This is a genomic window from Erwinia sp. S43 (assembly GCF_016624745.1).
Classification (GTDB): Bacteria; Pseudomonadota; Gammaproteobacteria; order Enterobacterales; family Enterobacteriaceae; genus Erwinia; species Erwinia coffeiphila.
The window spans coordinates 334,754-361,516 of sequence record NZ_JACVTX010000004.1; the positions used below are offsets into that span (position 1 = coordinate 334,754).

26 protein-coding genes are annotated in these 26,763 nt (G+C 53.6%); 15 read left to right on the plus strand and 11 right to left on the minus strand.

Features of this window, described 5'->3' with window-relative positions:
• Positions 1 to 47 precede the first annotated feature (47 nt).
• Positions 48 to 1,322 carry an ATP-dependent protease ATP-binding subunit ClpX gene (gene clpX / locus IBT47_RS07860; protein ID WP_105590800.1) on the minus strand — a complete coding sequence of 425 codons (1,275 nt, stop codon included), beginning with the start codon at positions 1,320 to 1,322 and terminating at the stop codon, positions 48 to 50.
• Between the two features lie 308 nt (positions 1,323 to 1,630).
• Between clpX (IBT47_RS07860) and IBT47_RS07865 the strand changes: the two genes are divergently transcribed.
• The gene (locus IBT47_RS07865) at positions 1,631 to 2,224 is read left to right on the plus strand and encodes an ATP-dependent Clp protease proteolytic subunit (RefSeq protein ID WP_105590801.1); all 594 of its coding nucleotides are present in this window, start codon (positions 1,631 to 1,633) and stop codon (positions 2,222 to 2,224) included.
• 84 nt (positions 2,225 to 2,308) lie between these two features.
• Here IBT47_RS07865 and clpX (IBT47_RS07870) read toward each other — a convergent pair whose 3' ends face one another.
• From clpX (IBT47_RS07870) to bolA, 4 genes are all read right to left on the minus strand, one after another.
• Positions 2,309 to 3,583 carry an ATP-dependent protease ATP-binding subunit ClpX gene (gene clpX, locus IBT47_RS07870; RefSeq protein WP_105590800.1) on the minus strand — a complete coding sequence of 425 codons (1,275 nt, stop codon included), beginning with the start codon at positions 3,581 to 3,583 and terminating at the stop codon, positions 2,309 to 2,311.
• Positions 3,584 to 3,683: 100 nt separating this feature from the next.
• On the minus strand, positions 3,684 to 4,307 hold the full coding sequence (gene clpP / locus IBT47_RS07875) for an ATP-dependent Clp endopeptidase proteolytic subunit ClpP (protein ID WP_105590799.1): 624 nt from the start codon (positions 4,305 to 4,307) through the stop codon (positions 3,684 to 3,686).
• A 360-nt stretch (positions 4,308 to 4,667) separates the two neighbouring features.
• A complete protein-coding gene (tig, locus tag IBT47_RS07880) occupies positions 4,668 to 5,972 on the minus strand; it encodes a trigger factor (protein ID WP_105590798.1) in 1,305 nt (434 codons plus the stop codon).
• A gap of 339 nt (positions 5,973 to 6,311) precedes the next feature.
• Entirely contained in the window at positions 6,312 to 6,626 is a 315-nt protein-coding gene (bolA, locus tag IBT47_RS07885) for a transcriptional regulator BolA (protein WP_105590797.1), read from the minus strand.
• A 288-nt stretch (positions 6,627 to 6,914) separates the two neighbouring features.
• Between bolA and IBT47_RS07890 the strand changes: the two genes are divergently transcribed.
• From IBT47_RS07890 to IBT47_RS07925, 8 genes are all read left to right on the plus strand, one after another.
• On the plus strand, positions 6,915 to 7,493 hold the full coding sequence (locus tag IBT47_RS07890; RefSeq protein ID WP_105590796.1) for a lipoprotein: 579 nt from the start codon (positions 6,915 to 6,917) through the stop codon (positions 7,491 to 7,493).
• A 45-nt stretch (positions 7,494 to 7,538) separates the two neighbouring features.
• Positions 7,539 to 9,023 carry a muropeptide MFS transporter AmpG gene (gene ampG, locus IBT47_RS07895; RefSeq protein ID WP_200560026.1) on the plus strand — a complete coding sequence of 495 codons (1,485 nt, stop codon included), beginning with the start codon at positions 7,539 to 7,541 and terminating at the stop codon, positions 9,021 to 9,023.
• Between the two features lie 533 nt (positions 9,024 to 9,556).
• On the plus strand, positions 9,557 to 10,486 hold the full coding sequence (cyoA, locus tag IBT47_RS07900; RefSeq protein ID WP_105590794.1) for a cytochrome o ubiquinol oxidase subunit II: 930 nt from the start codon (positions 9,557 to 9,559) through the stop codon (positions 10,484 to 10,486).
• 4 nt (positions 10,487 to 10,490) lie between these two features.
• The gene (cyoB, locus tag IBT47_RS07905) at positions 10,491 to 12,482 is read left to right on the plus strand and encodes a cytochrome o ubiquinol oxidase subunit I (RefSeq protein ID WP_200560027.1); all 1,992 of its coding nucleotides are present in this window, start codon (positions 10,491 to 10,493) and stop codon (positions 12,480 to 12,482) included.
• The gene (locus tag IBT47_RS07910; RefSeq protein WP_105590792.1) at positions 12,472 to 13,092 is read left to right on the plus strand and encodes a cytochrome o ubiquinol oxidase subunit III; all 621 of its coding nucleotides are present in this window, start codon (positions 12,472 to 12,474) and stop codon (positions 13,090 to 13,092) included. Before cyoB ends, IBT47_RS07910 begins: the two co-directional genes overlap by 11 nt.
• A complete protein-coding gene (locus IBT47_RS07915; protein ID WP_105590791.1) occupies positions 13,092 to 13,424 on the plus strand; it encodes a cytochrome o ubiquinol oxidase subunit IV in 333 nt (110 codons plus the stop codon). Before IBT47_RS07910 ends, IBT47_RS07915 begins: the two co-directional genes overlap by 1 nt.
• A gap of 13 nt (positions 13,425 to 13,437) precedes the next feature.
• Entirely contained in the window at positions 13,438 to 14,325 is an 888-nt protein-coding gene (gene cyoE, locus IBT47_RS07920; RefSeq protein WP_123335681.1) for a heme o synthase, read from the plus strand.
• Positions 14,326 to 14,453: 128 nt separating this feature from the next.
• Positions 14,454 to 15,821, plus strand: coding sequence for an MFS transporter (locus IBT47_RS07925; protein ID WP_200545362.1), 1,368 nt, complete (start codon positions 14,454 to 14,456; stop codon positions 15,819 to 15,821).
• 212 nt (positions 15,822 to 16,033) lie between these two features.
• Here IBT47_RS07925 and IBT47_RS07930 read toward each other — a convergent pair whose 3' ends face one another.
• Positions 16,034 to 16,525, minus strand: a complete 492-nt coding sequence (locus IBT47_RS07930; RefSeq protein ID WP_105590788.1) for a YajQ family cyclic di-GMP-binding protein — start codon at positions 16,523 to 16,525, stop codon at positions 16,034 to 16,036.
• 138 nt (positions 16,526 to 16,663) lie between these two features.
• Between IBT47_RS07930 and panE the strand changes: the two genes are divergently transcribed.
• Both panE and yajL read left to right on the plus strand, forming a co-directional pair.
• A complete protein-coding gene (gene panE, locus IBT47_RS07935) occupies positions 16,664 to 17,584 on the plus strand; it encodes a 2-dehydropantoate 2-reductase (protein ID WP_200560028.1) in 921 nt (306 codons plus the stop codon).
• Complete coding sequence (yajL, locus tag IBT47_RS07940) at positions 17,538 to 18,134, plus strand: protein deglycase YajL (RefSeq protein WP_200560029.1); 597 nt, start codon at positions 17,538 to 17,540, stop codon at positions 18,132 to 18,134. Before panE ends, yajL begins: the two co-directional genes overlap by 47 nt.
• 191 nt (positions 18,135 to 18,325) lie before the next feature.
• On the opposite strand, the gene thiI is transcribed toward yajL, so the two are convergent.
• On the minus strand, positions 18,326 to 19,774 hold the full coding sequence (gene thiI, locus IBT47_RS07945; protein ID WP_200560030.1) for a tRNA uracil 4-sulfurtransferase ThiI: 1,449 nt from the start codon (positions 19,772 to 19,774) through the stop codon (positions 18,326 to 18,328).
• A 299-nt stretch (positions 19,775 to 20,073) separates the two neighbouring features.
• On the opposite strand from thiI, the gene xseB reads away from it, so the two are divergent.
• From xseB to IBT47_RS07965, 4 genes are all read left to right on the plus strand, one after another.
• On the plus strand, positions 20,074 to 20,316 hold the full coding sequence (gene xseB / locus IBT47_RS07950; RefSeq protein WP_105590784.1) for an exodeoxyribonuclease VII small subunit: 243 nt from the start codon (positions 20,074 to 20,076) through the stop codon (positions 20,314 to 20,316).
• Positions 20,316 to 21,215, plus strand: a complete 900-nt coding sequence (ispA, locus tag IBT47_RS07955) for a (2E,6E)-farnesyl diphosphate synthase (RefSeq protein WP_200560031.1) — start codon at positions 20,316 to 20,318, stop codon at positions 21,213 to 21,215. The genes xseB and ispA overlap by 1 nt, the downstream gene beginning before the upstream one ends.
• Positions 21,216 to 21,231: 16 nt before the next feature.
• Positions 21,232 to 23,097: a 1-deoxy-D-xylulose-5-phosphate synthase gene (dxs, locus tag IBT47_RS07960; protein ID WP_200560032.1), complete on the plus strand. Its 1,866-nt coding sequence runs from the start codon at positions 21,232 to 21,234 to the stop codon at positions 23,095 to 23,097.
• A 77-nt stretch (positions 23,098 to 23,174) separates the two neighbouring features.
• Positions 23,175 to 24,149 carry an aldo/keto reductase gene (locus IBT47_RS07965; protein ID WP_105590781.1) on the plus strand — a complete coding sequence of 325 codons (975 nt, stop codon included), beginning with the start codon at positions 23,175 to 23,177 and terminating at the stop codon, positions 24,147 to 24,149.
• Between the two features lie 174 nt (positions 24,150 to 24,323).
• On the opposite strand, the gene pgpA is transcribed toward IBT47_RS07965, so the two are convergent.
• From pgpA to ribE, 4 genes are read right to left on the minus strand one after another with little or no spacing between them, the layout of a single operon-like run.
• Positions 24,324 to 24,830 carry a phosphatidylglycerophosphatase A gene (gene pgpA / locus IBT47_RS07970; protein WP_200545355.1) on the minus strand — a complete coding sequence of 169 codons (507 nt, stop codon included), beginning with the start codon at positions 24,828 to 24,830 and terminating at the stop codon, positions 24,324 to 24,326.
• A complete protein-coding gene (thiL, locus tag IBT47_RS07975; RefSeq protein WP_200560033.1) occupies positions 24,811 to 25,785 on the minus strand; it encodes a thiamine-phosphate kinase in 975 nt (324 codons plus the stop codon). The genes pgpA and thiL overlap by 20 nt, the downstream gene beginning before the upstream one ends.
• 52 nt (positions 25,786 to 25,837) lie before the next feature.
• Positions 25,838 to 26,257 (minus strand): transcription antitermination factor NusB, encoded by a 420-nt coding sequence (nusB, locus tag IBT47_RS07980; protein WP_105590778.1) that lies wholly within the window; start codon positions 26,255 to 26,257, stop codon positions 25,838 to 25,840.
• A gap of 15 nt (positions 26,258 to 26,272) precedes the next feature.
• Positions 26,273 to 26,743: a 6,7-dimethyl-8-ribityllumazine synthase gene (gene ribE / locus IBT47_RS07985; protein ID WP_105590777.1), complete on the minus strand. Its 471-nt coding sequence runs from the start codon at positions 26,741 to 26,743 to the stop codon at positions 26,273 to 26,275.
• Positions 26,744 to 26,763 lie beyond the last annotated feature (20 nt).

A 26,763-nucleotide genomic window follows, 5' to 3' on the forward strand; every position in this document is an offset into this window, starting at 1 on the left:
GAAGATTTTCCCCCTTTTCGGTTAACTGACTGGAAAGATTTGGTTATTTATTCGCCAGACGCCTGCTGTGCTTCCGGTTTACCGTAAATCAGTTTAGGTTCGCCGTTGTTTTCGATCACCGAAGCGTCAACCACCACCTTCTCCACGTCTTCCATTGAAGGCAGATCGTACATGGTATCCAGCAGCACGCCTTCAACGATAGAGCGCAGGCCGCGCGCGCCGGTTTTACGCGACAGGGCCTTTTTGGCAATCGCCGTCAGCGCCTCATCACGGAACTCCAGATCCACACCTTCGAGGTTAAACAGCGCCTGATACTGCTTGGTCAGCGCATTTTTCGGCTCGCACAGGATCTGGATCAGCGCATCTTCGCTCAGCTCGGTCAGCGTTGCCACCACCGGCAGACGACCGATGAATTCCGGGATAAGACCGAACTTAATCAGATCTTCCGGCTCCACCTGCGCCAGCAGCTGTCCTTCGGTCGCTTTTTCCGCTTTACCTTTTACCGTGGCACCAAAACCAATCCCCGAGCCGGTATCCACGCGCTGGGAAATCACCTTATCCAGGCCGGCAAACGCGCCGCCGCAGATAAACAGGATCTTCGAAGTATCAACCTGCAGGAATTCCTGCTGCGGATGCTTACGGCCACCCTGCGGCGGTACGGCGGCAACCGTGCCTTCAATCAGCTTCAGCAGTGCCTGCTGCACGCCTTCACCGGACACGTCACGGGTAATCGACGGGTTGTCCGATTTGCGGGAAATCTTGTCGATTTCATCGATGTAGACGATCCCGCGCTGCGCTTTCTGCACGTCGTAATCACATTTCTGCAGCAGCTTCTGGATGATGTTTTCCACATCCTCACCTACGTAACCGGCTTCGGTCAGCGTGGTGGCATCCGCCATGGTGAACGGCACATCCAGCAGGCGCGCCAGCGTTTCAGCCAGCAGGGTTTTACCGCTGCCGGTCGGGCCGATCAGCAGAATGTTACTTTTGCCCAGCTCAATGCCGTTGCTGGTGTCGCCGTTGCGCAGGCGCTTGTAGTGGTTATAAACCGCCACCGACAGCACCTTCTTCGCCCGCTCCTGACCGATAACGTAGTCGTCCAGGTGATGGCGGATCTCGTGCGGCGTGGGCAGCGAGTTACGCTCGCGGTGCGGCGCAACCTCTTTAATCTCTTCGCGAATGATGTCGTTGCACAGATCAACGCACTCATCGCAGATATACACTGACGGGCCGGCAATCAGCTTGCGTACTTCATGCTGGCTTTTGCCGCAAAAAGAGCAGTACAGCAGTTTTCCTGAACCGTCTTTGCGTTTGTCTGTCATCAGTAACCTCATGTCTTGCTAAACAGACCTGAAGTGGGCTGTCTAAATTTACGCGTACCAGCAATTAATATAGCCCATTTCCCCTTTAAAATGGGAGTAAAACTCCGCAACGGCGCAAGCCCCACAGTGGAATTGTGAATTGGTCCAGGATTGTTCATAAAAACATCCGGCATGCTATTTTTGGTTATTGATATTCACTATCCCTCTGTTTTGAAATCTGAATATTCATCCCAATGACTGTTGATTTAGCTACCTGTTTGATTATGCTAAACTCTCGTGACTTATCAGATCCCGATGGAGTGTAAAGCATGCCTCAAGAGCCAAAGAAAGAAGAAAAAGGCCAGGAAGAGAAGAATTCAGCGCTGGCAGTGAACAAGCTGCTGCAGTCACGCTCTATTATCATTTCCGGCGAGATTAATCAGGAACTGGCCGAGAAAGTGACGGCTCAGTTGCTGATCCTGCAGGAGATGGGCGACGAGCCAATCAAGCTGTTTATCAACAGCCAGGGTGGCCACGTGGAAGCAGGCGACACCATCCATGACATGATTAAATTCGTGAAGCCTAAAGTTGTGGTGATCGGTACCGGCTGGGTAGCCAGCGCCGGGATCACCATCTTCCTGGCAGCCGACAAAGATAACCGCTACTCGCTGCCAAATACCCGCTTTATGATCCATCAGCCGCTAGGCGGCGTGCGCGGTAAAGTTTCAGATATTGAAATTGAAGCGAAAGAACTGCTGCGTGCGCGTGAGCGCATTAACAAGCTGATCAGCAAAGCGACCGGGCAGCCGCTGGAGAAAGTTGAAAAAGACACCGACAGCAACTACTGGATGAGCCCGGAACAGGCTATCGACTACGGTATTGCCACGCACGTAATCAGCCAGTGGGATGAGCTAAAGGTCTGATTTCGCGGTTGAAGAGTTGAATTGAAAATGGCCCACAGTTTTCTCTGCGGGCCATTTTTTTATGCCATCGGGCGAGCGTTAATACTACTCGCCAGACGCCTGCTGTGCTTCAGGTTTACCGTAAATCAGTTTAGGTTCGCCGTTGTTTTCGATCACCGAAGCGTCAACCACCACCTTCTCCACGTCTTCCATTGAAGGCAGATCGTACATGGTATCCAGCAGCACGCCTTCAACGATAGAGCGCAGGCCGCGCGCGCCGGTTTTACGCGACAGGGCCTTTTTGGCAATCGCCGTCAGCGCCTCATCACGGAACTCCAGATCCACACCTTCGAGGTTAAACAGCGCCTGATACTGCTTGGTCAGCGCATTTTTCGGCTCGCACAGGATCTGGATCAGCGCATCTTCGCTCAGCTCGGTCAGCGTTGCCACCACCGGCAGACGACCGATGAATTCCGGGATAAGACCGAACTTAATCAGATCTTCCGGCTCCACCTGCGCCAGCAGCTGGCCTTCGGTCGCTTTTTCCGCTTTACCTTTTACCGTGGCACCAAAACCAATCCCCGAGCCGGTATCCACGCGCTGGGAAATCACCTTATCCAGGCCGGCAAACGCGCCGCCGCAGATAAACAGGATCTTCGAAGTATCAACCTGCAGGAATTCCTGCTGCGGATGCTTACGGCCACCCTGCGGCGGTACGGCGGCAACCGTGCCTTCAATCAGCTTCAGCAGTGCCTGCTGCACGCCTTCACCGGACACGTCACGGGTAATCGACGGGTTGTCCGATTTGCGGGAAATCTTGTCGATTTCATCGATGTAGACGATCCCGCGCTGCGCTTTCTGCACGTCGTAATCACATTTCTGCAGCAGCTTCTGGATGATGTTTTCCACATCCTCACCTACGTAACCGGCTTCGGTCAGCGTGGTGGCATCCGCCATGGTGAACGGCACATCCAGCAGGCGCGCCAGCGTTTCGGCCAGCAGGGTTTTACCACTGCCGGTCGGGCCGATCAGCAGAATGTTACTTTTACCCAGCTCGATGCCGTTGCTGGTGTCGCCGTTGCGCAGGCGCTTGTAGTGGTTATAAACCGCCACCGACAGCACCTTCTTCGCCCGCTCCTGACCGATAACGTAGTCGTCCAGGTGATGGCGGATCTCGTGCGGCGTGGGCAGCGAGTTACGCTCGCGGTGCGGCGCAACCTCTTTAATCTCTTCGCGAATGATGTCGTTACACAAATCAACGCACTCATCGCAGATATACACTGACGGGCCGGCAATCAGCTTGCGTACTTCATGCTGGCTTTTGCCGCAAAAAGAGCAGTACAGCAGTTTTCCCGAACCGTCTTTGCGTTTATCGGTCATTCACTCCCCCTCATTGTCGCACTCACTGCCCCACCGGGTCAGCGACCGCAGGCCAGCACGAAGTCTGGCCTGCGAGGCGACGGATACATGGCAAAACAGATCAGTTGCGCTGAGCCAGTACGGAATCAACTAATCCATACTCTACGGCTTCAGCCGCCGACAGGAAACGATCGCGGTTAGTGTCACGTTCAATCGTTTCCACGCTCTGGCCGGTGTGCTTCGCCATCAGTTCATTCATCATCTGTTTCGTTTTGATAATTTCACGCGCATGAATATCGATGTCAGAAGCCTGCCCCTGGAAACCGCCCAGCGGCTGGTGAATCATCACGCGTGAGTTTGGCAGGCAGTAACGTTTGCCTTTTGCGCCAGCGGTCAGCAAGAATGCGCCCATTGAGCAGGCCTGTCCCATACAGATTGTGCTGACGTCAGGTTTGATAAACTGCATGGTGTCATAAATCGACATCCCGGCAGTGATAACGCCACCAGGAGAGTTAATGTACAGGTGAATGTCTTTTTCCGGATTCTCTGCTTCCAGGAACAGCATCTGGGCCACGATCAGATTAGCCATATGGTCTTCAACCTGACCGGTCAGGAAAATGATGCGTTCTTTGAGCAGGCGCGAGTAGATGTCGTAAGAGCGCTCTCCACGAGAGGTCTGTTCAACAACCATTGGCACTAAAGCCATCTGAGGTGCAGTTAATTCACGTTCGCCACTGTATGACATTATCGTCTCCTGATACATTTCATTTGGCCACACTCCGCAGCGATTCTACTTGAGAGCGATCGGGAACACTATGATTCCGGTCCTTTCCGCCGAAGCTACCCGGGCGCTCAACAGGCCTGATAGCATCGTTGCATACTCTGATGAACTCGTATGCCAGTGATAACAATCTGGGGATATTGCCCCGCTATTTCAAGCATAACAACGTTTTTATCAACTGCTAACCAGGAATATTGGCTCAGGCGACAATTTGCGGAATAAATAGACAAATTGTCAGCAAAAGCAGTCGATTCCAGTTCATTAAATAGCAAAAGCCCGCAGCCAATGGCTGCGGGCTTTCGTTGAACAACCAGTAAAGTTAAATCAGGCCTGAGCGGTCTGGTTCATCAGTTCCTGGAAGTTAGTGGCTTTCTCAGTCACTTTCGCTTTTTCCAGCACGGCTTCAACAGCCTGCTCTTCCAGCGCAACGTTACGCATATTGTTCATCAGCTCGGTGTTTTTGCTGTAGAACTCAATAACTTCTGATGGATCTTCGTAAGCAGAAGCCATTTCTTCGATCAGCGCTTTAACGCGGTCTTCGTCAGCTTTCAGCTCGTGGGTACGAATCACTTCACCCAGCAGCAGACCAACCACTACGCGGCGTTTTGCCTGCTCTTCGAACAGTTCACGAGGCAGTTCCAGAGCCTGCTTCTCGTTACCGCCAAAGCGCTGTGCAGCCTGACGCTTCAGCACGTCGATTTCGCCGTCGATCAGGGCGGCAGGAACGTCGATGTCGTTAGCCGCAACCAGGCCGTCGATAGCCTGAGACTTCACGCGGTTACGCACGGCGCCTTTCAGTTCACGCTGCATGTTCTTACGTACTTCGGTACGCAGACCAGCCAGAGAACCATCAGCCACGCCGAAACGCTTGATGAACTCTTCGGTGAATTCTGGCAGCTCACGCTCTTCAACTTTCTTCAGCACGATTTCAAACTTCGCTGCTTTACCTTTCAGGTTTTCAGCGTGGTAATCTTCCGGGAAGTTAACGTCGATAGTGAAGGTTTCACCGGCTTTATGGCCAACAACGCCTTCTTCGAAACCTGGGATCATACGACCCTGGCCCATTGCCAGTACGAAATCAGATGCTTTGCCGCCTTCGAACTCTTCGCCGTCCACAGAACCGGTGAAATCGATGGTTGCGCGATCTTCCGCGCCAGCAGCCGCGTCGGTTTCTTTCCAGGTCGCCTGCTGCTTACGCAGGGTATCCAGCATGGCATCAACGTCTTCGTCAGTGACTTCTACAACCGGTTTTTCAACTTCGATTGCTTCCAGCCCCTGCAGCTCAACTTCCGGATACACTTCAAACTCAGCAGAGAAAGTGAAGTCTTCACCGATTTTGTATTCGCCCGGTACGTAGTTTGGTGCACCAGCCGGATTGATTTTTTCTTTGATGATCGCATCAACAAAGTTGCGCTGCATCAAATCGCCCAGCACGTCCTGACGAACGGAAGCACCGTAACGCTGTGCAACGACGGTCATCGGCACTTTACCTTTACGGAAACCGTCGATACGTACTTTCTTAGCTACGCTAACCAGTTCGTTTTTAACTGCAGTTTCGATCACGTCTTTAGGAACGGTAATCGTTACGCGACGGCCCAGGCCCTGAGTTGTTTCTACTGAAGCTTGCATCTTATTACCTCAAAAAATCACGTGCTCGGTCAACTTCAGATGCACCCTGCTACGGTGGAAACACCGATAACTGAATGAATCTAAGAACCGGGACGGCTTCTGATGCCAGAACCGCATTCCCTGTTAACAGAAGCGTCCCGAAGACATTCTGTGAAAAAATAGACGCCGCATTATAGCGGCAACGTCTAAGCGAGTCGAGGCTGCACACTCCCCCGACGCACGCTACTTTTTACATTTTTGCGATGAAACCGCAAGAATTTGATGAGTGCTGCGGTTTTTTAGCCGCTATGAACGAAAAAACGGCCCAGAGGCCGTTTGGTATTGAAAGGTGATAAACCGTTATGCCAGCGTTCCGGCACCCCGACAGTTAGGCGAGGCGGGCACGGTATCCTGCAGGCTTTCCCACTCTTTGACCGTGTAGCTGTGCAACGCCAGTGCATGGACGCTTCCTGCCAGTTCATCAGCCAGCACCCCGTAAATCGCACGGTGCCGTACCAGGAAACGCTGGTCGATAAAACTGTCACTGACGATCACCACCTTGAAGTGACTTTCCGCCCCCGCAGGGACGTTGTGACGATAGCTTTCGTCATGGACCTCAAGGTGCACCGGTGAAAATGCCGTACGTAACTTTTCTTCTATTTGTTCACGGATCATAACCGAACTCCTCTCCAGCAGAGAACTGCGCCCCATCTCTTTAAATGTTAGTCGTTTTTTATGCAAACCCGATGCACTTTAACGAAATTTTCAAATCAGCCAACATTTTTACTTATCGAACGTGAAACACTCAGGCCTGATTGCAGTCCAAGCCTCAAGCGTTCAGTCGTCCGAAAATACGACAACGCGATGAATTTACGCGCTATCGGGGCTTCCCCTGACTACAGGCGATGTTATGATGGCCGGAGTTTTTTCAGCAATACAACTCACGTTATCGAGAAAATAAGCATGTTAAAAAAATTACTGTTCCCCCTGCTGGCCATGTTTATGCTGGCTGGCTGTGCGACAAGCAGCAACACGCTTGATATTTCACCTAAAATCAAGCTGCCCCAGCAGGATCCAGGCCTGATGGGCGTAACCATCAGTATCAACGGAGCCGATCAGCGCACCGACCAGGCACTGGCAAAAGTGAACCGTGACGGTCAGCTGATCACACTGACTCCTTCACGCGATCTGCGCTTCCTGCTGCAGGAAAGCCTGGAGAAACAGATGACCGCCCGTGGCTATATGGTTGGTCCAAGCGGTGCAGTCGACCTGCAAATCGTGGTGAACAATCTTTATGCCGACGTGACTCAGGGCAACGTCCGCTACAGCATTACCACCAAGGCCGATATTTCGATTATTGCTACCGCTAAAAACGGCAATAAACAGGTGAAAAACTATCGCCAGGTCTACAGCGTGGAAGGTGCTTTCAACGCCAGCAACGAAAAAATTACCAATGCGGTTAACGCAACACTGGGTGACGTGATTGCCGATATGGCTCAGGACACGTCGGTCAGCGAGTTCATCAAGCAAAACTCTCGTTAATCATTGCAGGCCCGCCGGGATAGCGGGCCTGACTTTAAGGTCCGTATGCCCAATCACTATTTACAGATTTTCACCCGGCGCAACTCCGCCCTCCTTTTATTACTTGGTTTCGCATCCGGCCTTCCCCTGGCATTAACCTCCGGCACTCTGCAGGCGTGGATGGCGGTTGAAAATGTCGATATCAAAACTATCGGTTTCTTCTCACTGGTCGGCCAGGCTTACGTGTTTAAGTTTCTCTGGTCACCGCTGATGGATCGCTATACGCCGCCATTTCTTGGCCGTCGACGCGGCTGGCTACTGATTACCCAATTGCTGCTTATCGTCGGCATTGCCATGATGGGCTTTTTACAGCCTTCACGCGATCTGACATTGCTGGCAGCGCTGGCGGTGCTGATCGCTTTCTGTTCCGCCTCGCAGGATATTGTTTTTGATGCGTGGAAAACCGATGTACTGAGCGCGGCCGAACGCGGTAACGGTGCCGCCATCAGCGTGCTGGGTTACCGACTGGCGATGCTGGTTTCCGGCGGCCTGGCGCTATGGCTGGCCGACCGCTACCTCGGCTGGCAGGCCATCTGGTGGCTGATGGCGCTGATGATGGTCCCGGGTGTTATCGCAACGCTACTGGCTAAAGAACCCGCACTAACCTCCGAAGTCCCGCGTTCTCTGGAACAGGCGGTCGTTGCTCCGCTGCGCGATTTCTTTAATCGCAACAATGCGTGGCTGATTCTGTCACTGATTGTGCTCTACAAGCTGGGCGATGCCTTTGCCGCCAGCCTGACCACCATTTTTCTGATCCGCGGCGTGGGCTTTGACGCGGGCGATGTCGGCCTGGTCAATAAAACGCTGGGATTGATAGCGACCATTGTTGGTGCGCTGGTCGGCGGAGTACTGATGCAGCGTCTGAGCCTGTTCCGCGCGTTGATGCTGTTCGGCATCTTGCAGGCCGTTTCCAATCTGGGTTACTGGATTCTGTCGGTGACGGATAAACACCTTTACAGCATGGCGGCGGCGGTAACCGTGGAAAACCTTTGCGGTGGAATGGGCACGGCGGCATTTGTCGCACTGCTGATGACGCTGTGCAACCGCTCGTTTTCAGCAACCCAGTTCGCTCTGCTCTCTGCCCTGTCTGCCGTTGGGCGAGTGTATGTTGGGCCGGTTGCTGGCTGGTTTGTTGATGGCTGGGGCTGGCCGACCTTTTATGCTTTCTCGGTCGTTGCTGCGCTGCCCGGGCTGCTGCTGTTGGCGGGCTGCCGATCAACGCTTGAATATGCGCAGAAACATCCAGACTTTCCACCGCGCACTGCATTTCCCACTGCATACCGCTGGGCCCTGCGCAGTTTGGTGCTCGGATCGCTACTGTTGATTCTCTGGCTGATCGCCCTGGCACTAAATGCATCGGATTTAACCGTGCCTGATGTTATTGTTTCCGGACTGTTAAAAACAGCTGTTTCACTGATGTTGGCAGGCATTGGGGCAGGAACGTTACTCGATTTTTTGGCAGGCCGAAAATTGTCTTTCAGTGCCGATTAAATCGTCGTTTAAGCTGATAAATTTGATTTGTTAAGGAAATTATTTCCATAACAATTTAATAACAACAATCCAGGCAATTGTAACACCTGCCTGGATTATTTTTACCTGGCAGATTTTGGCTACAACTGCCAGTTGAATAAAAATAAAATTTTTTGGCTTTTTGAGCGGGATTAGAAAAGTTTTACACGCAAAATATTTTTAAATGAAGAGTATTAAAACCCGGTGCGTAATTAGTTTTATGCCGTTTATTATCACACAATTGATAAGGACTTGTTAAATAATTGGATCAATAACCATCTGGTTATAGCGTCTGGATTTTGACCCGACTTTTTTTCATAGAATTTTGTTATATTGCCTCCAACCCATTGCTGCCATTAATATTTTGTCACCGCCAGCAACATATGTGACAGCCTTGGCAAAAGGTGTCAACACCTCGCTGACACAACCTGTTGCAGGTTTACAGTACTGAAACCTTCCCGTAAAATGCCGCCACACTTAAACGACAATAGAGCCCTTGTCATTGAGGTCGTTAAATGAGACTCAGTAAATACAATAAAAGTTTGGGGATTTTGTCATTAATCGCAGGCACCATTTTGTTAAGTGGTTGTGATAGTGCACTGTTAAATCCCAAAGGACAGATTGCAATGGAGCAACGTTCGCTGATACTGACGGCTTTCGGCCTGATGTTGATCGTCGTTATCCCGGCAGTCTTAATGGCCGTGGTGTTCGCCTGGAAATATCGGGCATCAAACACCAATGCGAAATACAGCCCAAACTGGTCACACTCTAACAAAGTTGAAGCCGTTGTCTGGACTGTGCCAATCTTAATCATTGTTTTCCTTGGTATTCTGACGTGGAAATCTACCCACGCGCTGGAGCCAAGCAAGCCGCTGGTTTCCGATCAGAAGCCTGTTGAGATTGAGGTTGTTTCGCTTGACTGGAAATGGCTGTTCATTTACCCGGAACAGGGTATTGCAACCGTCAACCAGATTGCGTTCCCCGCTAATCGCCCAGTTAACTTCAAGATCACGTCTAACTCAGTGATGAACTCCTTCTTTATTCCTACTCTTGGTAGCCAGATCTACTCAATGGCCGGAATGCAGACGAAGCTTCACCTGATTGCGAACGAACCTGGCACCTTTAACGGTATCTCCTCGAACTTCAGTGGTCGTGGTTTCTCTGGTATGAAGTTTAAAGCGATTGCCACTCCTGACGAAGCAACCTTCGAGCAGTGGGTAGCAAAAGCGAAAGAGTCAACCTCTACACTCGCGACTATGGATGATTTTAATAAGCTGGCAGCGCCTAGCGAAAATCACCCTGTTGAATTCTTCTCAAGTGTGAAACCTGGTCTGTTCTTAGATGTTATCAATCAGTTCCAGATGAACCACGGCGGAAGTATGGACATGTCATCGCATGAAGGTATGGATATGAGCCATTCCGCTCACGCGGGAGCCGAGGAATAATACAATGTTAGGTAAATTAACACTGGATGCAGTGCCCCTCCACGAGCCGATTATCGTTGTTACGGTAGCAGCCATCATTCTTGGTGGCCTGGCGCTTGTGGCTGCAATCACTTACTTCGGTAAGTGGAAGTATCTTTGGAGCGAGTGGCTGACCTCTGTCGACCACAAAAAACTCGGTATCATGTACATCATCCTGGCCTTCGTCATGCTGCTGCGTGGCTTTGCCGATGCGGTCATGATGCGTAGCCAGCAGGTGCTTGCCTCTGCCGGTGAAGCAGGATTCCTGCCACCGCACCACTACGACCAGATCTTCACCGCCCACGGCGTGATCATGATCTTCTTCGTAGCGATGCCGTTTGTTGTTGGTCTGATGAACATTGCTGTTCCTCTACAGATCGGCGCACGCGACGTGGCCTTCCCGTTCCTGAACAACCTGAGCTTCTGGTTCACCGTTGTCGGTGTGGTTCTGGTTAACCTGTCACTGGGCGTGGGCGAATTTGCTCAGACCGGCTGGCTGGCTTATCCACCACTTTCCGGTGCGGAGTACAGTCCGGGGGTCGGGGTTGACTACTGGATATGGAGTCTGCAGTTATCCGGTATTGGTACGACATTAACAGGTATTAACTTCTTCGTTACTATCCTGAAAATGCGTGCGCCTGGCATGACTATGTTCAAAATGCCGGTGTTCACCTGGGCTTCACTGTGTACTAACGTATTGATCATCGCTGCGTTCCCGGTTCTGACCGTGACCTTAGCGCTGCTGACGCTTGACCGCTATCTTGGTTTCCACTTCTTTACCAATGATATGGGCGGCAACATGATGATGTACGTCAACCTGATTTGGGTTTGGGGTCATCCGGAAGTATACATCCTGGTTCTGCCAGTATTTGGTGTGTTCTCCGAAATCGTTGCAACCTTCTCTAAAAAGCGTCTGTTTGGTTATACCTCTCTGGTGTGGGCAACGGTAGTTATTACCATCCTGTCCTTCATCGTTTGGCTGCACCACTTCTTCACCATGGGTGCGGGTGCGAACGTTAACGCCTTCTTCGGTATTATGACGATGATCATCGCCATCCCGACCGGTGTTAAAATCTTCAACTGGCTGTTCACCATGTATCAGGGTCGCATTCAGATGCACTCTGCGATGCTGTGGACCGTTGGCTTCCTGGTCACCTTCTCTGTAGGTGGTATGACCGGGGTTCTGCTGGCCGTGCCGGGTGCTGACTTCGTTCTGCACAACAGTCTGTTCCTGATTGCTCACTTCCATAACGTTATTATCGGTGGTGTAGTATTCGGTTGCTTCGCAGGTGTGACCTACTGGTTCCCTAAAGCATTCGGCTTCACGCTGAATGAAAAATGGGGTATCCGTGCGTTCTGGTTCTGGATTATCGGCTTCTTTGTTGCCTTTATGCCACTGTACGCACTGGGCTTCATGGGTATGACCCGTCGTATCAGCCAGGACATCGATCCTCAGTTCCACCCGCTGCTGGTTGTGGCTGCATTCGGTGCTGCACTGATTGCCTGTGGTGTTATCTGCCAGCTGACTCAGTTCTACGTTTCCGTTCGCGACCGTGAACAGAACCGTGACCTGACCGGTGACCCATGGGGTGCACGTACTCTGGAGTGGGCAACCTCTTCACCACCGCCGTTCTATAACTTTGCTGTTGTTCCTCACGTTCACGAGCGCGATGCGTTCTGGGAAATGAAGGAAAAAGGTGAAGCGTATAAACAGCCGACGCACTATGAAGAAATTCATATGCCGAAAAACAGCGGCGCCGGTATCATCATTGCTCTGTTCGCTACCATCTTCGGTTTTGCAGCAATCTGGCACATCTGGTGGCTGTTGGGCCTGTCTTTCCTGGGCATGATTGTTTCCTGGATTGTGAAGAGCTTTGACGAAGACGTGGATTACTACGTTCCTGTTGCCGAGATCGAAAAAATCGAGAATCAGCACTTTGACGAAATTAGCAAAGCAGGTCTGAAAAATGTCAACTGAAACTCTGACTAAACATCACCACGACGACGCCCATGGGGACCATGGGCATCACGATGCGGGAGCCAATAAGATCTTTGGCTTCTGGATCTACCTGATGAGTGACTGCATCATCTTCGCAACCCTGTTTGCGACGTATGGTGTGATGGTTAACAACACCGCCGGTGGCCCGGCAGGCAAAGATATCTTTGAGCTGCCGTTCGTACTGGTTGAAACCGCCCTGCTTCTGTTGAGCTCCATTACCTACGGTTTTGCAGTTATCAACATGAACAAAGGCCAGAAAGGTGCCGTACTCGGTTGGTTGTTCATGACCTTCCTGTTCGGTCTGGGCTTCATCGGGATGGAAATCTATGAATTCCATCACCTGATCAAAGAGGGCTTCGGTCCGGATCGTAGTGGCTTCCTCTCCGCGTTCTTCACGCTGGTTGGTACCCACGGTCTGCACGTGACCTCTGGCCTGATCTGGATGCTGGTGCTGATGTTCCAGGTTTCCAAGCGTGGCCTGAACGATACTAACCGCGCGCGTATTATGTGTCTGAGCCTGTTCTGGCACTTCCTGGATGTGGTTTGGATCTGCGTATTCACCATTGTTTATCTGATGGGGGCCATGTAATGAGTCATTCTGTAAACGAACATGGCGGCGCGTCACACGGTAGCGTGAAGTCATATATGATCGGCTTTATCCTGTCGATCATTCTGACCGGTATCCCGTTCTGGATGGTTATGGACGGCGGTGCTTCTAAAGCGGTTACGCTGACTGTGGTTCTGGTGTGTGCGGTTGTTCAGCTGCTGGTTCACCTGGTGTACTTCCTGCACCTGGACAGCAAGTCCGAGGGCGGCTGGAATATGGTTGCTATCGTCTTCGCGGCGATCATCATCCTGATTGTTGTTGTCGGCTCTCTCTGGATCATGTGGAACCTCAACTACAACATGATGACCCACTAACAGAGCTACTGTGATGATTAAGCGATACCTGCAAGTAACAAAACCAGGGATTATTTTCGGGAATTTAATTTCTGTTATCGGGGGATTCCTGCTGGCTTCTAAAGGCAGCATCGATTACTCCCTGTTTCTCTTCACCCTTGTCGGCGTTTCGCTGGTGGTGGCATCGGGTTGTGTTTATAACAACTACATTGACCGCGACATCGACAAAAAGATGGAGAGAACTAAGAATCGGGTGATGGTCAAAGGCCTCATCTCTCCGAAACTGAGCCTGGTTTATGCGACCGTTTTAGGTATTGCTGGCTTTGCGATGCTGTATTTCGGAGCAAATCCGCTGGCCATGTGGCTGGCGGTGATGGGTTTCGTGGTTTATGTCGGCGTTTACAGCCTGTACATGAAGCGCAACTCCGTCTACGGCACCCTGATTGGCAGCCTCTCTGGCGCAGCACCTCCGGTGATCGGCTACTGTGCGGTTTCCAATCAGTTTGACGCCGGTGCGTTGATCCTGCTGGCTATCTTTAGCCTGTGGCAGATGCCGCATTCCTATGCGATTGCTATCTTCCGCTTTAAAGATTACCAGGCAGCCAACATTCCGGTTCTGCCGGTGGTGAAAGGCATTTCGGTCGCGAAAAATCATATTACGCTGTATATCCTGGCGTTTATGATTGCCACGCTGATGCTGACGCTGGGTGGTTATGCCGGATATAAATATCTGGTGGTGGCCGCAGCGGTTAGCGTCTGGTGGCTGGGGATGGCACTGTCAGGTTACAAAACCTCAAACGACCGAGTTTGGGCGCGTAAACTGTTCGTGTTTTCAATCGTGGCTATCACCGCGCTGAGCGTGATGATGTCTGTCGATTTTATGACCCCCGCTTCTAAAGATCTGCTGACTTACGTCCGGTAAGCAAAGCTGCATCACGATAAAGGGCGCGATTTCGCGCCCTTTCTTTTTGTTACGACTTCTTCGCAAGTAATGTTGTACCCGCCCTCCCCTCGCACATAAACTATGCGCACTAAATGTATGAGGTAGTAATGAACGATAATAAAATGACCCCGGTCGAGCTTCGTGCTACCTGGGGCCTGGGGACGGTTTTTTCCCTGCGTATGCTGGGCATGTTTATGGTGTTACCGGTCCTCACCACTTATGGCATGGCTTTACAGGGAGCCAGCGAAGCATTGATCGGGCTAGCCATCGGCATTTACGGTTTAGCCCAGGCCGTATTCCAGATCCCCTTTGGTCTGCTTTCCGATCGTATCGGCCGCAAACCGCTTATCGTCGGCGGACTGATTATTTTTGTTCTTGGTAGCGTGATTGCCGCATTAACCACCTCGATTTGGGGGGTAATCCTTGGCCGAGCGCTACAGGGCTCCGGTGCGATAGCCGCAGCGGTTATGGCACTGCTCTCCGATTTAACACGCGAACAGAACCGCACCAAGGCGATGGCGTTTATCGGCATAAGCTTTGGTATTACCTTCGCTATCGCCATGGTGCTGGGGCCGATCGTGACCAATGCGTTTGGCCTGCATGCGTTGTTCTGGATGATCGCCGTGCTGGCAACCTCAGGCATTGTTATCACCCTGTTGGTGGTGCCTTCCGCCTCCAGCCACGTGCTCAACCGCGAGTCGGGCATGGTGAAAGGCAGCTTCCGCGATGTGCTGGCAAACAGCCGCCTGGTGAAACTGAATTTCGGCATTCTCTGCCTGCACATTTTGCTGATGTCGAGCTTTGTCGCGCTGCCGGGCCAGTTTGAACGCGCGGGCTTACCGGCCGCCGAACACTGGAAAGTGTACCTGGTGACCATGCTTATCGCCTTCGTCAGCGTGGTGCCCTTTATTATTTACGCCGAAGTGAAGCGCCGTATGAAGCGCGTGTTTATCTTCTGCGTGGCGCTGATGCTGGTGGCGGAAGTCGTCCTCTGGCTGGCTGGTGGACATTTCTGGACGCTGGTTATCGGCGTGCAGCTGTTCTTTGTCGGCTTTAATCTGATGGAAGCCATTCTGCCCTCGCTGGTCAGCAAAGAGTCCCCTCCCGGCTTCAAAGGAACCGCTATGGGGCTTTATTCAACCAGCCAGTTTATCGGTGTGGCGATTGGCGGCAGCATGGGGGGATGGGTGTTCGGTCACTTCGATGCGCAGAGCGTGTTTGTGGTGGGTGCCGTCATCGCCGCAGTCTGGCTGCTGGTCAGCATCACCATGCAGGAACCGCCTTACGTCAGCAGCCTGCGGATAACGCTGGAAGCCTGTACTCTAGATAAAAATGCTCTGGAGCAGAAGCTGAAAACCGAGCCTGGCGTAACGGCCGTGTTTATCGTGCCGGAAGAGCAGAGTGCCTACGTCAAAATCGACAGCAAGGTTACCAGCCGCGCTACGCTGGAAAAGCTGATTGCCTCAGCGGCGTAAACCGTTTCTAAATACAGCAAATGCAACGCCCTGCCGTGGTCGGTGTAACGCTTCAGACTCATACGCCACTACAAGGCCCATTCGCGTCGAAATGAATATGTGCCAGCTGGCCCCTGAACAGGGGCCAGCCAGTCAACCTCATATCACCTGCACCTCAGCACTCGGGCCTTACATCACGGTCCGAAACGCCAAACGGAGAGGCGATGTGAGGATTAGTCGCGGAAGTTTTTGAACTGGAATGGCTGGCCCAGTTCGCCTTTACGCACCAGCGCCATTGCGCCCTGCAGGTCATCGCGTGACTTACCGGTAACGCGCACTTCATCGCCCTGAATCTGGGTCTGCACCTTCAGCTTGCTGTCTTTGATCAGCTTAACCAGCTTCTTCGCTACGTCGCTCTCAATGCCTTTTTTCATTTTGGCATCGACGCTCCAGTTTTTACCGCTGTGCTCAATCTCTTCGGGCACGTCCAGCGCCGCATTTTCAATGCCGCGCTTCAGCAGTTTTTCACGCAGGATATCCAGCAGCTGTTTCACCTGGAAATCTGACTCGCTGGCAACCTTGATGGATTCGTTTTTTTCGTTCAGCTCGAAGCTGGCCTGCACGTTACGGAAATCAAAGCGGGTGGCGATTTCGCGGTTGGCGTTTTCAACGGCATTGCGCACTTCCTGCATGTCAATTTCGGAAACGATATCGAAAGATGGCATGATCTATTCTCCTGAGACTAAAGTGACAGGCATAATACCTGCTTGCCACGGGTAAATAAAACTGCGGACGCTGAAAGCTATAATAATCAACAGATGCGCGGGTAAACTGTTTAACTCACCCCGCCGCGGGGAGGAACAATGAAAATTACCGTACTTGGATGCGGAGCTTTAGGGCAGATCTGGCTTGCTGCTCTTGAACAACAGGGGCATGAAGTTCAGGGCTGGTTAAGGGTTCCACAACCCTACTGCTCGGTAAACGTGATTGATTTACACGGCTCCCCGATCAATAAAACGCTGATCGCTAACGATCCGACCTTTCTCGCGAAAAGCGATCTGCTGCTGGTCACGCTCAAAGCCTGGCAGGTATCTGAGGCCGTGAAGAACCTGCAGTTTATCCTGCCGGAAAACTGTCCGGTGCTGCTGCTGCACAACGGCATGGGCACACTTGATGAACTGAAAACGCTGCGTCAGCCATTGCTGCGCGGCGTTACGACGCATGCGGCCAGGCACGATGGCACAGTGATCGTCCACGTAGCCTCCGGGATCACGCATGTCGGACCCATTTCTCCTGCTGCTGAAGCAATGAGCGAGCTCGCGGAAACGCTGCATGCCGCACTACCTGATGTCGCCTGGCACAACAATGTCGCCTCAGCGGCCTGGCAGAAGCTGGCGGTGAACTGCGTGATTAACCCACTCACCGTATTTTACGACTGCACCAACGGCGAGCTGGTGGAGCACCGTGAGGAAATTGACGCGCTCAGCAATGAAGTGGCCGCCGTCATGGAACGAGAAGGCCAGCATATCTCGCGCGAATGGCTGATCGACTACGTGATGGATGTGATCCGCAGCACGGCAGGCAATACCTCTTCCATGCTGCAGGATATCCGTGCCCAGCGCCGTACGGAAATTGACTATATCAACGGCTACGTGATCCGTCGTGCCCGCGCTCAGGGCCTGGTAACGCCGGAGAACAACCGTCTTTTTGAATTTATTAAGCGTAAGGAACAAGATTATGACCGCGAACGCATCGGTGCTGGTTTGCCTGGCACCTGGGAGTGAAGAAACCGAAGCCGTTACCACCATCGATCTACTGGTGCGCGCGGGCATTCGCGTCGTCACCGCGAGCGTGGCCGAAAATGGCGATCGTGAAATTGTCTGTTCACGCGGAGTGCGACTGCTGGCGGATGCCCCGCTGGTGCAGGTGGCCGACGACGAGTTCGATGCCATCGTCCTGCCGGGCGGCTTGAAGGGTGCCGAGTGTTTTCGCGACAGCCCGCTGCTGGTCGAGACCGTGCGGCAGTTTCACCTTTCCGGCCGCATCGTGGCCGCTATGTGCGCCACCCCGGGCACCGTACTGATCCCACACGACCTGTTCCCGGTGGGGAATATGACCGGTTTCCCGGGGCTGAAAGATACCATTCCCGAAGGTAAGTGGATGGATCGCCGCGTAGTCTGGGATCGTCGCGTGAATCTGCTGACCAGCCAGGCGCCGGGTACCACCATTGATTTCGCCCTCAAGCTGATTGATTTACTGGTGGGTAAAGACAAAGCGCGTGAGGTTGGCGAGCAGATGGTACTGGCGGCGGGAATTTACGACTATAAAGAATAATCAGCGCCAGTTGATGACGACTCGCTGAGTGACTGACGATACGACTGGAACAGTACATTCATCAAGCGTTAACAACGCTAACGAGCGTAATTTATTTCAGCGCGGATATCCGGGCTTCTTCTTAGAAATCTGGCTATCCGCAGCTGGAGTGATGGGGAATGGCAACAGCGAGTGTGCTGCCATTCCGTATGTTAAGGGCGATAAATCTTAACGTTGGTAAAGCCCTGCTCGTGCAGATACAGCGCCTGCAAACGGCTCATCACGCCGCGCTCGCAGTACAGCAGCCAGGTTTTCGACTGGTCGAGATCGCCAAACTGAGTACCCAGCTTGTAAAACGGCAAGGATTTCACTTCAACGCCGTCAACCTCAAGCGGACGGGCATCCTGTTCGTCGTTGGAGCGAATATCCAGCACCGCGTCATTCGCACTAAATGACGCCACGGTTTCCACTTCCACCACTTCTTCCTGAGTTTTCTCAGCGATCTGGCGGATATCGACGTTAGTCGCTTCTTCCACCATACGGTCGAGGATGGTGAAATCGAAGTTCTGCTCTTCCGCTTCAATTTTCGCCTTCACGGCTTTCACCGTCGGGCTTTTCGAGATCACACCACAGTACTCCGGCATGGTGCGGGCAAAGTCTTCCGTCCCGATTTCACGCGCCAGATTAATGATGTGCTCTTTATCGTGTGAAATCAGCGGACGCAGGATCAGGGTATCGCTGGCGTTATCAATTAAGCGCAGGTTGGTGAGAGTCTGGCTGGAAACCTGCCCCAGCGCTTCACCGGTGACCAGCGCCTGCACGCCGTAGCGTTCGGCCACTTTCGACGCCGCACGCACCATCATGCGCTTCAGCACCACGCCCATCTGGCCATCATCCACTTTTTCCAGGATCTCACCGACCACCGGCTCAAAGTTAATAGCAACAAAGCGAACGCGATGCGAACTGCCGTAGCGCTTCCACAGATAGTGGGCCACCTGCCGTACGCCAATCTCATGAGCGGCACCGCCCAGATTGAAGAAGCAGTAGTGAACGCGGCAGCCGCGGCGCATCAGCATGTAGCTGGAAACGCCGGAGTCAAACCCACCGGAGATCAGCGACAGCACATCCTCCTGCGTTCCGATCGGGAAGCCACCGATACCTTCAAAACGGCCGGTTACCAGCAGCAGGCGGTCACCCTCAATTTCCAGGTTGACCGTCACGTCCGGGTGATTCAACTGCACGCGGGCGGAAGCCACATGCTGGTTCAGGCCGCCGCCAACGTAGCGCTCAACGTCCTGTGAGCTGAACTCATGCTTGCCGCGACGCTTGACGCGTACACAGAAGGATTTCCCTTCGATACGCTCGCGGGTCAGTTCAAGCGTCTGTTCGAAGATGTTGTGTACATCGGTGTAAGGACGGTCTTCAACTTCCAGAATATGGTGGATACCTGGAATACGCGTCAGCTCACCGATAATCGTTGGCCGCTGGCTCTCATCGCGCGCGCGTACTTCGATATGGTCCCAGTGGCGCACCACGGCAAGGTTTTCATCGTAGTGTTTAAGTACGTTGCGAATGTTTCCGGTAAGGATTTTGATAAAACGCAGGCGCACGGACTGGCTTTTAATGGTGATTTCTGGGAATAACTTAATGATAAACTTCATGGTGGCATGGGTTCGCTAGGCAATTAAGTGCTGAAACGAAAGGCACTTAGCTGGTAAAATCAGGGTCTTGCAAAATGGCTCATGGCCTTTGCATTCAGGCGCAGCAGTATATCATCATTTGCCCGATGGGTGCTTATTCATCTGCTGCCGGTCTGCCGCTCACCCGTAAGATTGTTCTGTACCAGTGCACATATCACGTCATTGTCAGTGGAAAGATGACGGGTATATTTTGCGAATCATTTCGAGTCGGATACCATAAGTCATTATCCGCTGACAGAGATAACAAGCCAGGATCAAACATGCCGAAAAAATCCGAACAGCCTGCCAGTTTTGAAAGCTCACTGCAGCAGCTGGAACAGATCGTCACCCGCCTTGAAAGCGGCAACCTTCCGCTGGAAGAGGCGCTGAGCGAGTTCGAGCGCGGCGTGCAGCTGGCGCGTACCGGGCAGCAAACGCTACAGCAGGCCGAACAGCGGGTGCAGATCCTTTTGAATGACGATAAAAACGCCGATCTGACGCCTTTTACTCCGGAAAACGACTGATGGATTTCATCGCATTACAGCATGCGCATTATCAGCGCGTGAATGCCGCATTGCAGCGTTATGTTGCCGAGCTACCTTTTCAGAGCACTCCGCTAGTAAATGCCATAGAATATGGCGCATTATTAGGAGGGAAAAGGCTGCGTCCTTTTCTGGTTTATGCCACCGGTCAGATGCTGCACGCCGATGACAGCGCTCTGGATGCGCCTGCGGCGGCCGTTGAATGCATTCATGCCTATTCCCTGATTCACGACGATTTACCTGCCATGGATGACGACAGCCTGCGCCGTGGGCAGCCAACCTGCCATATTAAATTCGGTGAAGACACAGCCATTCTGGCAGGCGATGCCCTGCAAACGCTGGCCTTCTCGATTCTGGCCGATGCCCCGATGCCCGGCGTTGAGGCTGAATTCCGTATTGCCATGCTTTCCGAACTGGCGCAGGCCAGCGGTGTTGCGGGAATGTGCGGCGGCCAGGCACTGGATTTAGCGGCAGAAGGCAAGCAGGTTGATTTAACCGCACTCGAACAGATTCACCGCCATAAAACCGGCGCGCTGATCCGTTCTGCCGTGCGCCTTGGCGCGCTGGCCGCAGGGGAAAGAGGCCGTAACGCCTTGCCTGCACTCGATCGTTACGCCAGTGCTATTGGGCTGGCATTCCAGGTTCAGGACGATATTCTGGATGTGATAGGTGATACCGCCGTGCTCGGCAAACAGCAAGGAGCCGATCAGCAACTGGGCAAAAGCACTTACCCGGCGCTGCTGGGGCTGGAGGGAGCACGGACAAAAGCATGGGATCTCTATCAGGAGTCTCTCAGCGCATTAGAAACGCTGGCCGCACAATCCTATAATACCACCCCGTTGCGGGCGCTGGCCGGCTTCATAATTGAACGCGATAAATAGCCATAATGAGTCACTGATGAGTTTTGAACCTGGAAAATACCCGACGCTGGCGCTGGCAGAAACGGTGCAAGAATTACGTTTGCTACCGAAAGAGAGCCTGCCAAAACTCTGTGATGAGCTGCGCCAGTATCTGCTCGACAGCGTGAGCCGCTCCAGCGGCCACTTTGCTTCGGGGCTGGGCGTTGTAGAGCTGACCGTTGCGTTGCACTACGTCTACAACACGCCATTCGATCATCTCGTATGGGACGTTGGCCATCAGGCCTATCCGCATAAAATCCTTACCGGGCGCCGCGATCGCATCGGGACAATCCGCCAAAAAAACGGACTGCATCCGTTCCCGTGGCGTGATGAAAGTGAATACGACGTGCTGAACGTCGGTCACTCCTCAACCTCTATCAGCGCCGGGCTGGGCATGGCCGTTGCCGCCGGTAAAGAAGGCAAGGATCGCCGTACCGCCTGCATTATTGGCGACGGTGCGATCACGGCCGGTATGGCGTTTGAAGCGATGAACCATGCCGGTGATATCAAAGCCGACCTGCTGGTGATCCTCAACGACAACGAAATGTCGATTTCTGAAAACGTGGGCGCGCTGAATAACCGCCTGGCACAGCTGCTCTCCGGCAAAACCTACGCACGTCTGCGTGAAGGCGGTAAAAAAGTACTAACCGGCCTGCCGCCGATTAAAGAACTGGTCAAGCGCACCGAAGAACACCTGAAAGGCATGGTGGTTCCCGGCACGCTGTTCGAAGAGCTGGGCTTTAACTACATCGGCCCGGTAGACGGCCACGACGTGCTGGCGCTGGTGCAGACCTTGCGCAATATGCGCGCGCTGAAAGGACCGCAGTTCCTGCACATTATGACCAAAAAGGGCAAAGGCTACGCCCCGGCCGAGCAGGACCCGATTACCTGGCACGCGGTGCCGAAGTTCGACCCGGCAAGCGGTCTGTTGCCAAAAAGCGCCGAAGGATTGCCCTCCTATTCAAAAATCTTCGGCCAGTGGCTGTGTGAAACCGCAGCTCAGGATGAAAAACTGATGGCGGTGACGCCGGCGATGCGTGAAGGCTCGGGCATGGTGACGTTCTCACGCGAATACCCGAAACAGTATTTCGACGTTGCCATTGCCGAACAGCACGCGGTGACCTTCGCCGCCGGTCTCGCTATTGGCGGCTTCAAGCCGATCGTGGCGATCTACTCGACGTTCCTTCAGCGCGCTTACGATCAGCTGATTCATGATGTGGCTATTCAGAAACTCCCGGTGCTGTTTGCTATCGACCGCGGTGGCATTGTGGGTGCAGACGGCCAGACGCATCAGGGCGCTTTCGATATCGCTTTCATGCGCTGCATCCCGAACCTGGTGATCATGACGCCGAGCGATGAGAACGAGTGCCGCCAGATGCTCTATACCGGCTATCACTATCAGGACGGCCCGAGCGCGGTACGCTACCCGCGCGGCACCGGAACCGGTGCCACTATCGAGCCACTGGCTTCGCTGCCGCTGGGCAAAGGTGTCGTTAAGCGCCAGGGCGAGAAGCTGGCGATCCTCAACTTCGGTACTCTGTTACCGGAAGCGGCCGCTGCTGCAGAAGCTCTGAATGCCACGCTGGTGGATATGCGCTTTGTTAAACCGCTGGATGAGGCGCTGATTCTGGAGCTGGCTGCGAGTCACGATGCGCTGATTACGCTGGAAGAAGGCGCGATTAAAGGCGGCGCTGGCAGCGGTGTGAATGAACTGCTGATGGCGAAGCGCAAACCGGTTCCGGTGCTTAACCTTGGCCTGCCGGACGTGTTTATTCCGCAGGGCACTCAGGAAGAGATCCGCACCGACTTCCAGCTGGATGCCTCAGGGATTCAGCAGCAAATTGCCGGATGGCTGCAGCAGTAAACATCCTGTGCTCCCCCGCCCTTCGGGGGAGCTCCTCACCTGCTATGCTTACGCGACGATAAATAGCAGGAGTCTTCATGAAAACCATTCAGTTAGCGAATACCGATCTGACCGTATCACGCCTGAGTCTGGGCTGCATGACCTATGGTGAACCCGACCGTGGCAAGCATGCCTGGACGCTACCGGAAGAGAGCAGCCGCCCGTTAATCAAACAGGCGCTGGAAGCCGGCATTAACTTCTTTGATACCGCCAACAGTTACTCCGACGGCAGCAGCGAAGAGATCGTCGGCCGGGCCCTGCGCGACTATGCCCGCCGCGATGAGGTCGTGGTTGCGACCAAAGTGTTCTTCCCGATGAGCAACCTCTCCGGCGGACTGTCGCGGAAAAATATTTTGCAGTCAATTGATGACAGCCTGAACCGGCTGGGTATGGAATACGTCGATCTGCTGCAAATCCATCGCTGGGACTACAACACGCCGCTGGAAGAAACGCTGGAGGCGCTGCACGACGTGGTGAAAGCCGGTAAAGCCCGCTATATCGGTGCCTCTTCGATGTATGCCTGGCAATTTGCCAAAGCGCTGTACACCGCCGATCGCTACGGCTGGACGCGTTTTGTCAGCATGCAGGACCAGTACAATCTGATCCAGCGTGAAGAGGAGCGTGAAATGCATCCGCTGTGCCTTGCAGAGAACATCGCCGTGCTGCCGTGGAGCCCGCTGGCGCGAGGTCGCCTGACCCGCCCGTGGGGGGAAGCCACCGCGCGGACAGTATCGGATCAATACGGTCAGACGCTGTATACGGCCAATGAGGATAACGACGCCGCGATTGCCGCCCGCGTTGAGGCAATTGCCAGGGACAAAGGGGTCAGCCGGGCGCAGATAGCGCTGGCCTGGCTGCTCAGTAAACCGGCGGTGACCGCACCGATTATTGGTGCATCACGCAGCGAACAGCTGGCCGACCTGGTCAAGGCAACGGAGGTCGAACTCACGCAGGAAGAGATTATCGAGTTGGAAAGCGTCTATCAGCCGCATCCGGTTGTTGGGTTCGAGTAAGCGAGTAAAGCCAGCTATACGTGTTGGCGTGTTGGCGTGTTGGCGTGTTGGCGTGTTGGCGTGTTGGCGTGTTGAGCTAACAAATAGCTGGATTCTTGATACAGGACGATAACTTTTTCGTCCTGTATCAAGCGGGCTATCCTGTCAGAATGGCATTGACCCCGACTGCGGGAGTTACATCAGCCAGTAGTGACCGGCCAGGTAGAGGATCGCGGCAGAAACAATCCCCGCCACAATGTCATCCACCATGATCCCCATTCCACCGTGAACGTTGCGGTCAAACCAGCGGATCGGCCACGGCTTCCAGATATCAAACAGACGGAACACCAGGAATCCCGCCAGCACCCACTGCCAGCTGTTGACCGGAATCGCCATCAGGGTAATCCACATCCCGATAAACTCATCCCAGACGATGCTGCCATGGTCATGAATGCCCATATCCTTCGCGGTGCGATGACAGAGATAGACGCCGATACTGATCCCTAACAGCAGCACCAGCACGTAGAGATCCTGCGGCAGCAGATTCAGCAGATACCAGAAGGGGATCGCTGCAATCGACCCCATGGTGCCGGGCATCCACGGGCTGAGCCCGCTGCCGAAACCGGTGGCCAGCAGGTGCCACGGGTTACTCATCTTCAGGCGGCTTTTCGCCACATCTTTTTCACGAGCCAAAATGGTCAAATCCTTTATGGTTAAACTCCACGACCCTGTCATCCTGCAACAGAACCAGCCCCTCTGACTGCGGGCCCATCTGGCCAATACAGGCAAACGGTACGCCAAGATAGCCGAGCGCCACATCGAGCGCACCGCGATTGATTTCCGGCACCGTGAAACACAGTTCGTAATCTTCGCCACCACTCAGCGCCCAGTGCAGACACTGCTCGGGGCTGAAGTTTTGCTTCAGCGATGCTGACAGCGGCAAGGCATCCAGATTAATCCGCGCACCGCAGTCGCTGGCTTTCAGCACATGGCCGAGATCGGAGATAAGCCCGTCGGAGATGTCGATCGCCGACGTCGCCAGATCGCGCAATGCCTGGCCCTGCAGGATTCTCGGGATAGGTCGCAGATGGCGCTTAATGAGTGCTTCATGGGCAGCGGGATTGCTCAACTGCTCCTGGCCCAGCAACAGGGCCAGACCGGCGGCGCTGTCACCCAAGGTGCCGGTGACGTAAATCCAGTCACCGATGCGCGCACCGGAACGGCGAAGCGCCCGGCCCTGCGGCACCAGGCCATGGATACCGAGCGTCATGCTAAGCGGACCGCGCGTGGTATCACCGCCGATCAGCTGCATATCGTAATAATCGAGAAGCTCAAACAGGCTGTCGCTGAAGCTTTCCAGCCAGCTTTCATCCACGTTCGGCAGCGTCAGCGCCAGAGTCAGCCACGCAGGGTCGGCGCCCATCGCAGCAAGGTCGCTAAGATTTACCGCCAGCGCTTTGTAGCCGAGGTCGGCTGGATGGATATCGGCAAGAAAATGGACACCCGCCACCAGCGTATCGGTACTGATCGCCAGAGACTGTTTTTCAGGTACGCTCAGCAAGGCGCAGTCGTCGCCAATACCTTTTTCGACATCGCGACGGGAGCTTGTTACACGATCAAAGTAGCGTGCTATCAGTTCAAATTCGCCACAAGCCATAGTGCATTCCGGGAGTAAAAAGAAGAGGCCGGGTTAGCGGCCTCTTGAGAGATTATTTGCGGTTTGGACGGATCTGCGGAGCGGCTTTATCCAGCACGCCGTTGACAAACTTATGGCTGTCTTCAGCACCGAACACTTTCGCCAGCTCGATCCCTTCATTGATGGCCACTTTGTAGGGAACATCTGAACGCTTGCTCAGTTCAAACAGAGAAATACGCAGGATCGCCTTTTCTACCTGTCCCAGCTCTTCCAGCTGACGTGACAGATAGGGTTTCATCAGGCCGTCGAGGTATGCACTGTTAGTTGCAACGCCGCCGACCAGCTCACGGAAATAATTGATATCGACGTCTTTAACGTCCTGTTCCGCCAGAAACTGGTATTCGACATCAGCGATGTCGTTTTTGGAGATCTGCCACGAGTAAAGTGCCTGAACAGCACATTCACGGGCGCGGCGACGAGCAGCAGGTTTCACGAAATTCCCCTTAAATCAGGCTTTGATGGCTTTTAATACGTTAATCATTTCCAGTGCGGTCAGGGCTGCTTCAGCACCTTTATTACCCGCCTTGGTTCCGGCGCGCTCGATGGCCTGCTCGATGTTTTCAGTCGTCAGCACGCCAAAGGCAACCGGGATATCGCTGTTCATGGCAACGCTGGCAAGACCAGAACTGGCCTCGCCTGCCACATATTCGAAGTGAGCGGTGCCGCCACGGATAACGGTACCCAGCGCCACAACGGCATCGTGCTTGCCGGCTTTTGCCAGCGCGCGAGCGGTCATTGGCAGCTCATAGGCACCCGGAACCCAGACCACGGTGATGTTTTCATCTTTCACCTGGCCAATACGTTTCAGGGCATCAATCGCGCCGCTCAGCAGGCTGTCGTTGATAAAGTTGTTGAAACGCGCAATAACCAGAGCAACACGCGCATCAGGGGTAGCAACAGCAGCTTCAATAACGTTCATAATCTTCCTTTCAGGGTTCT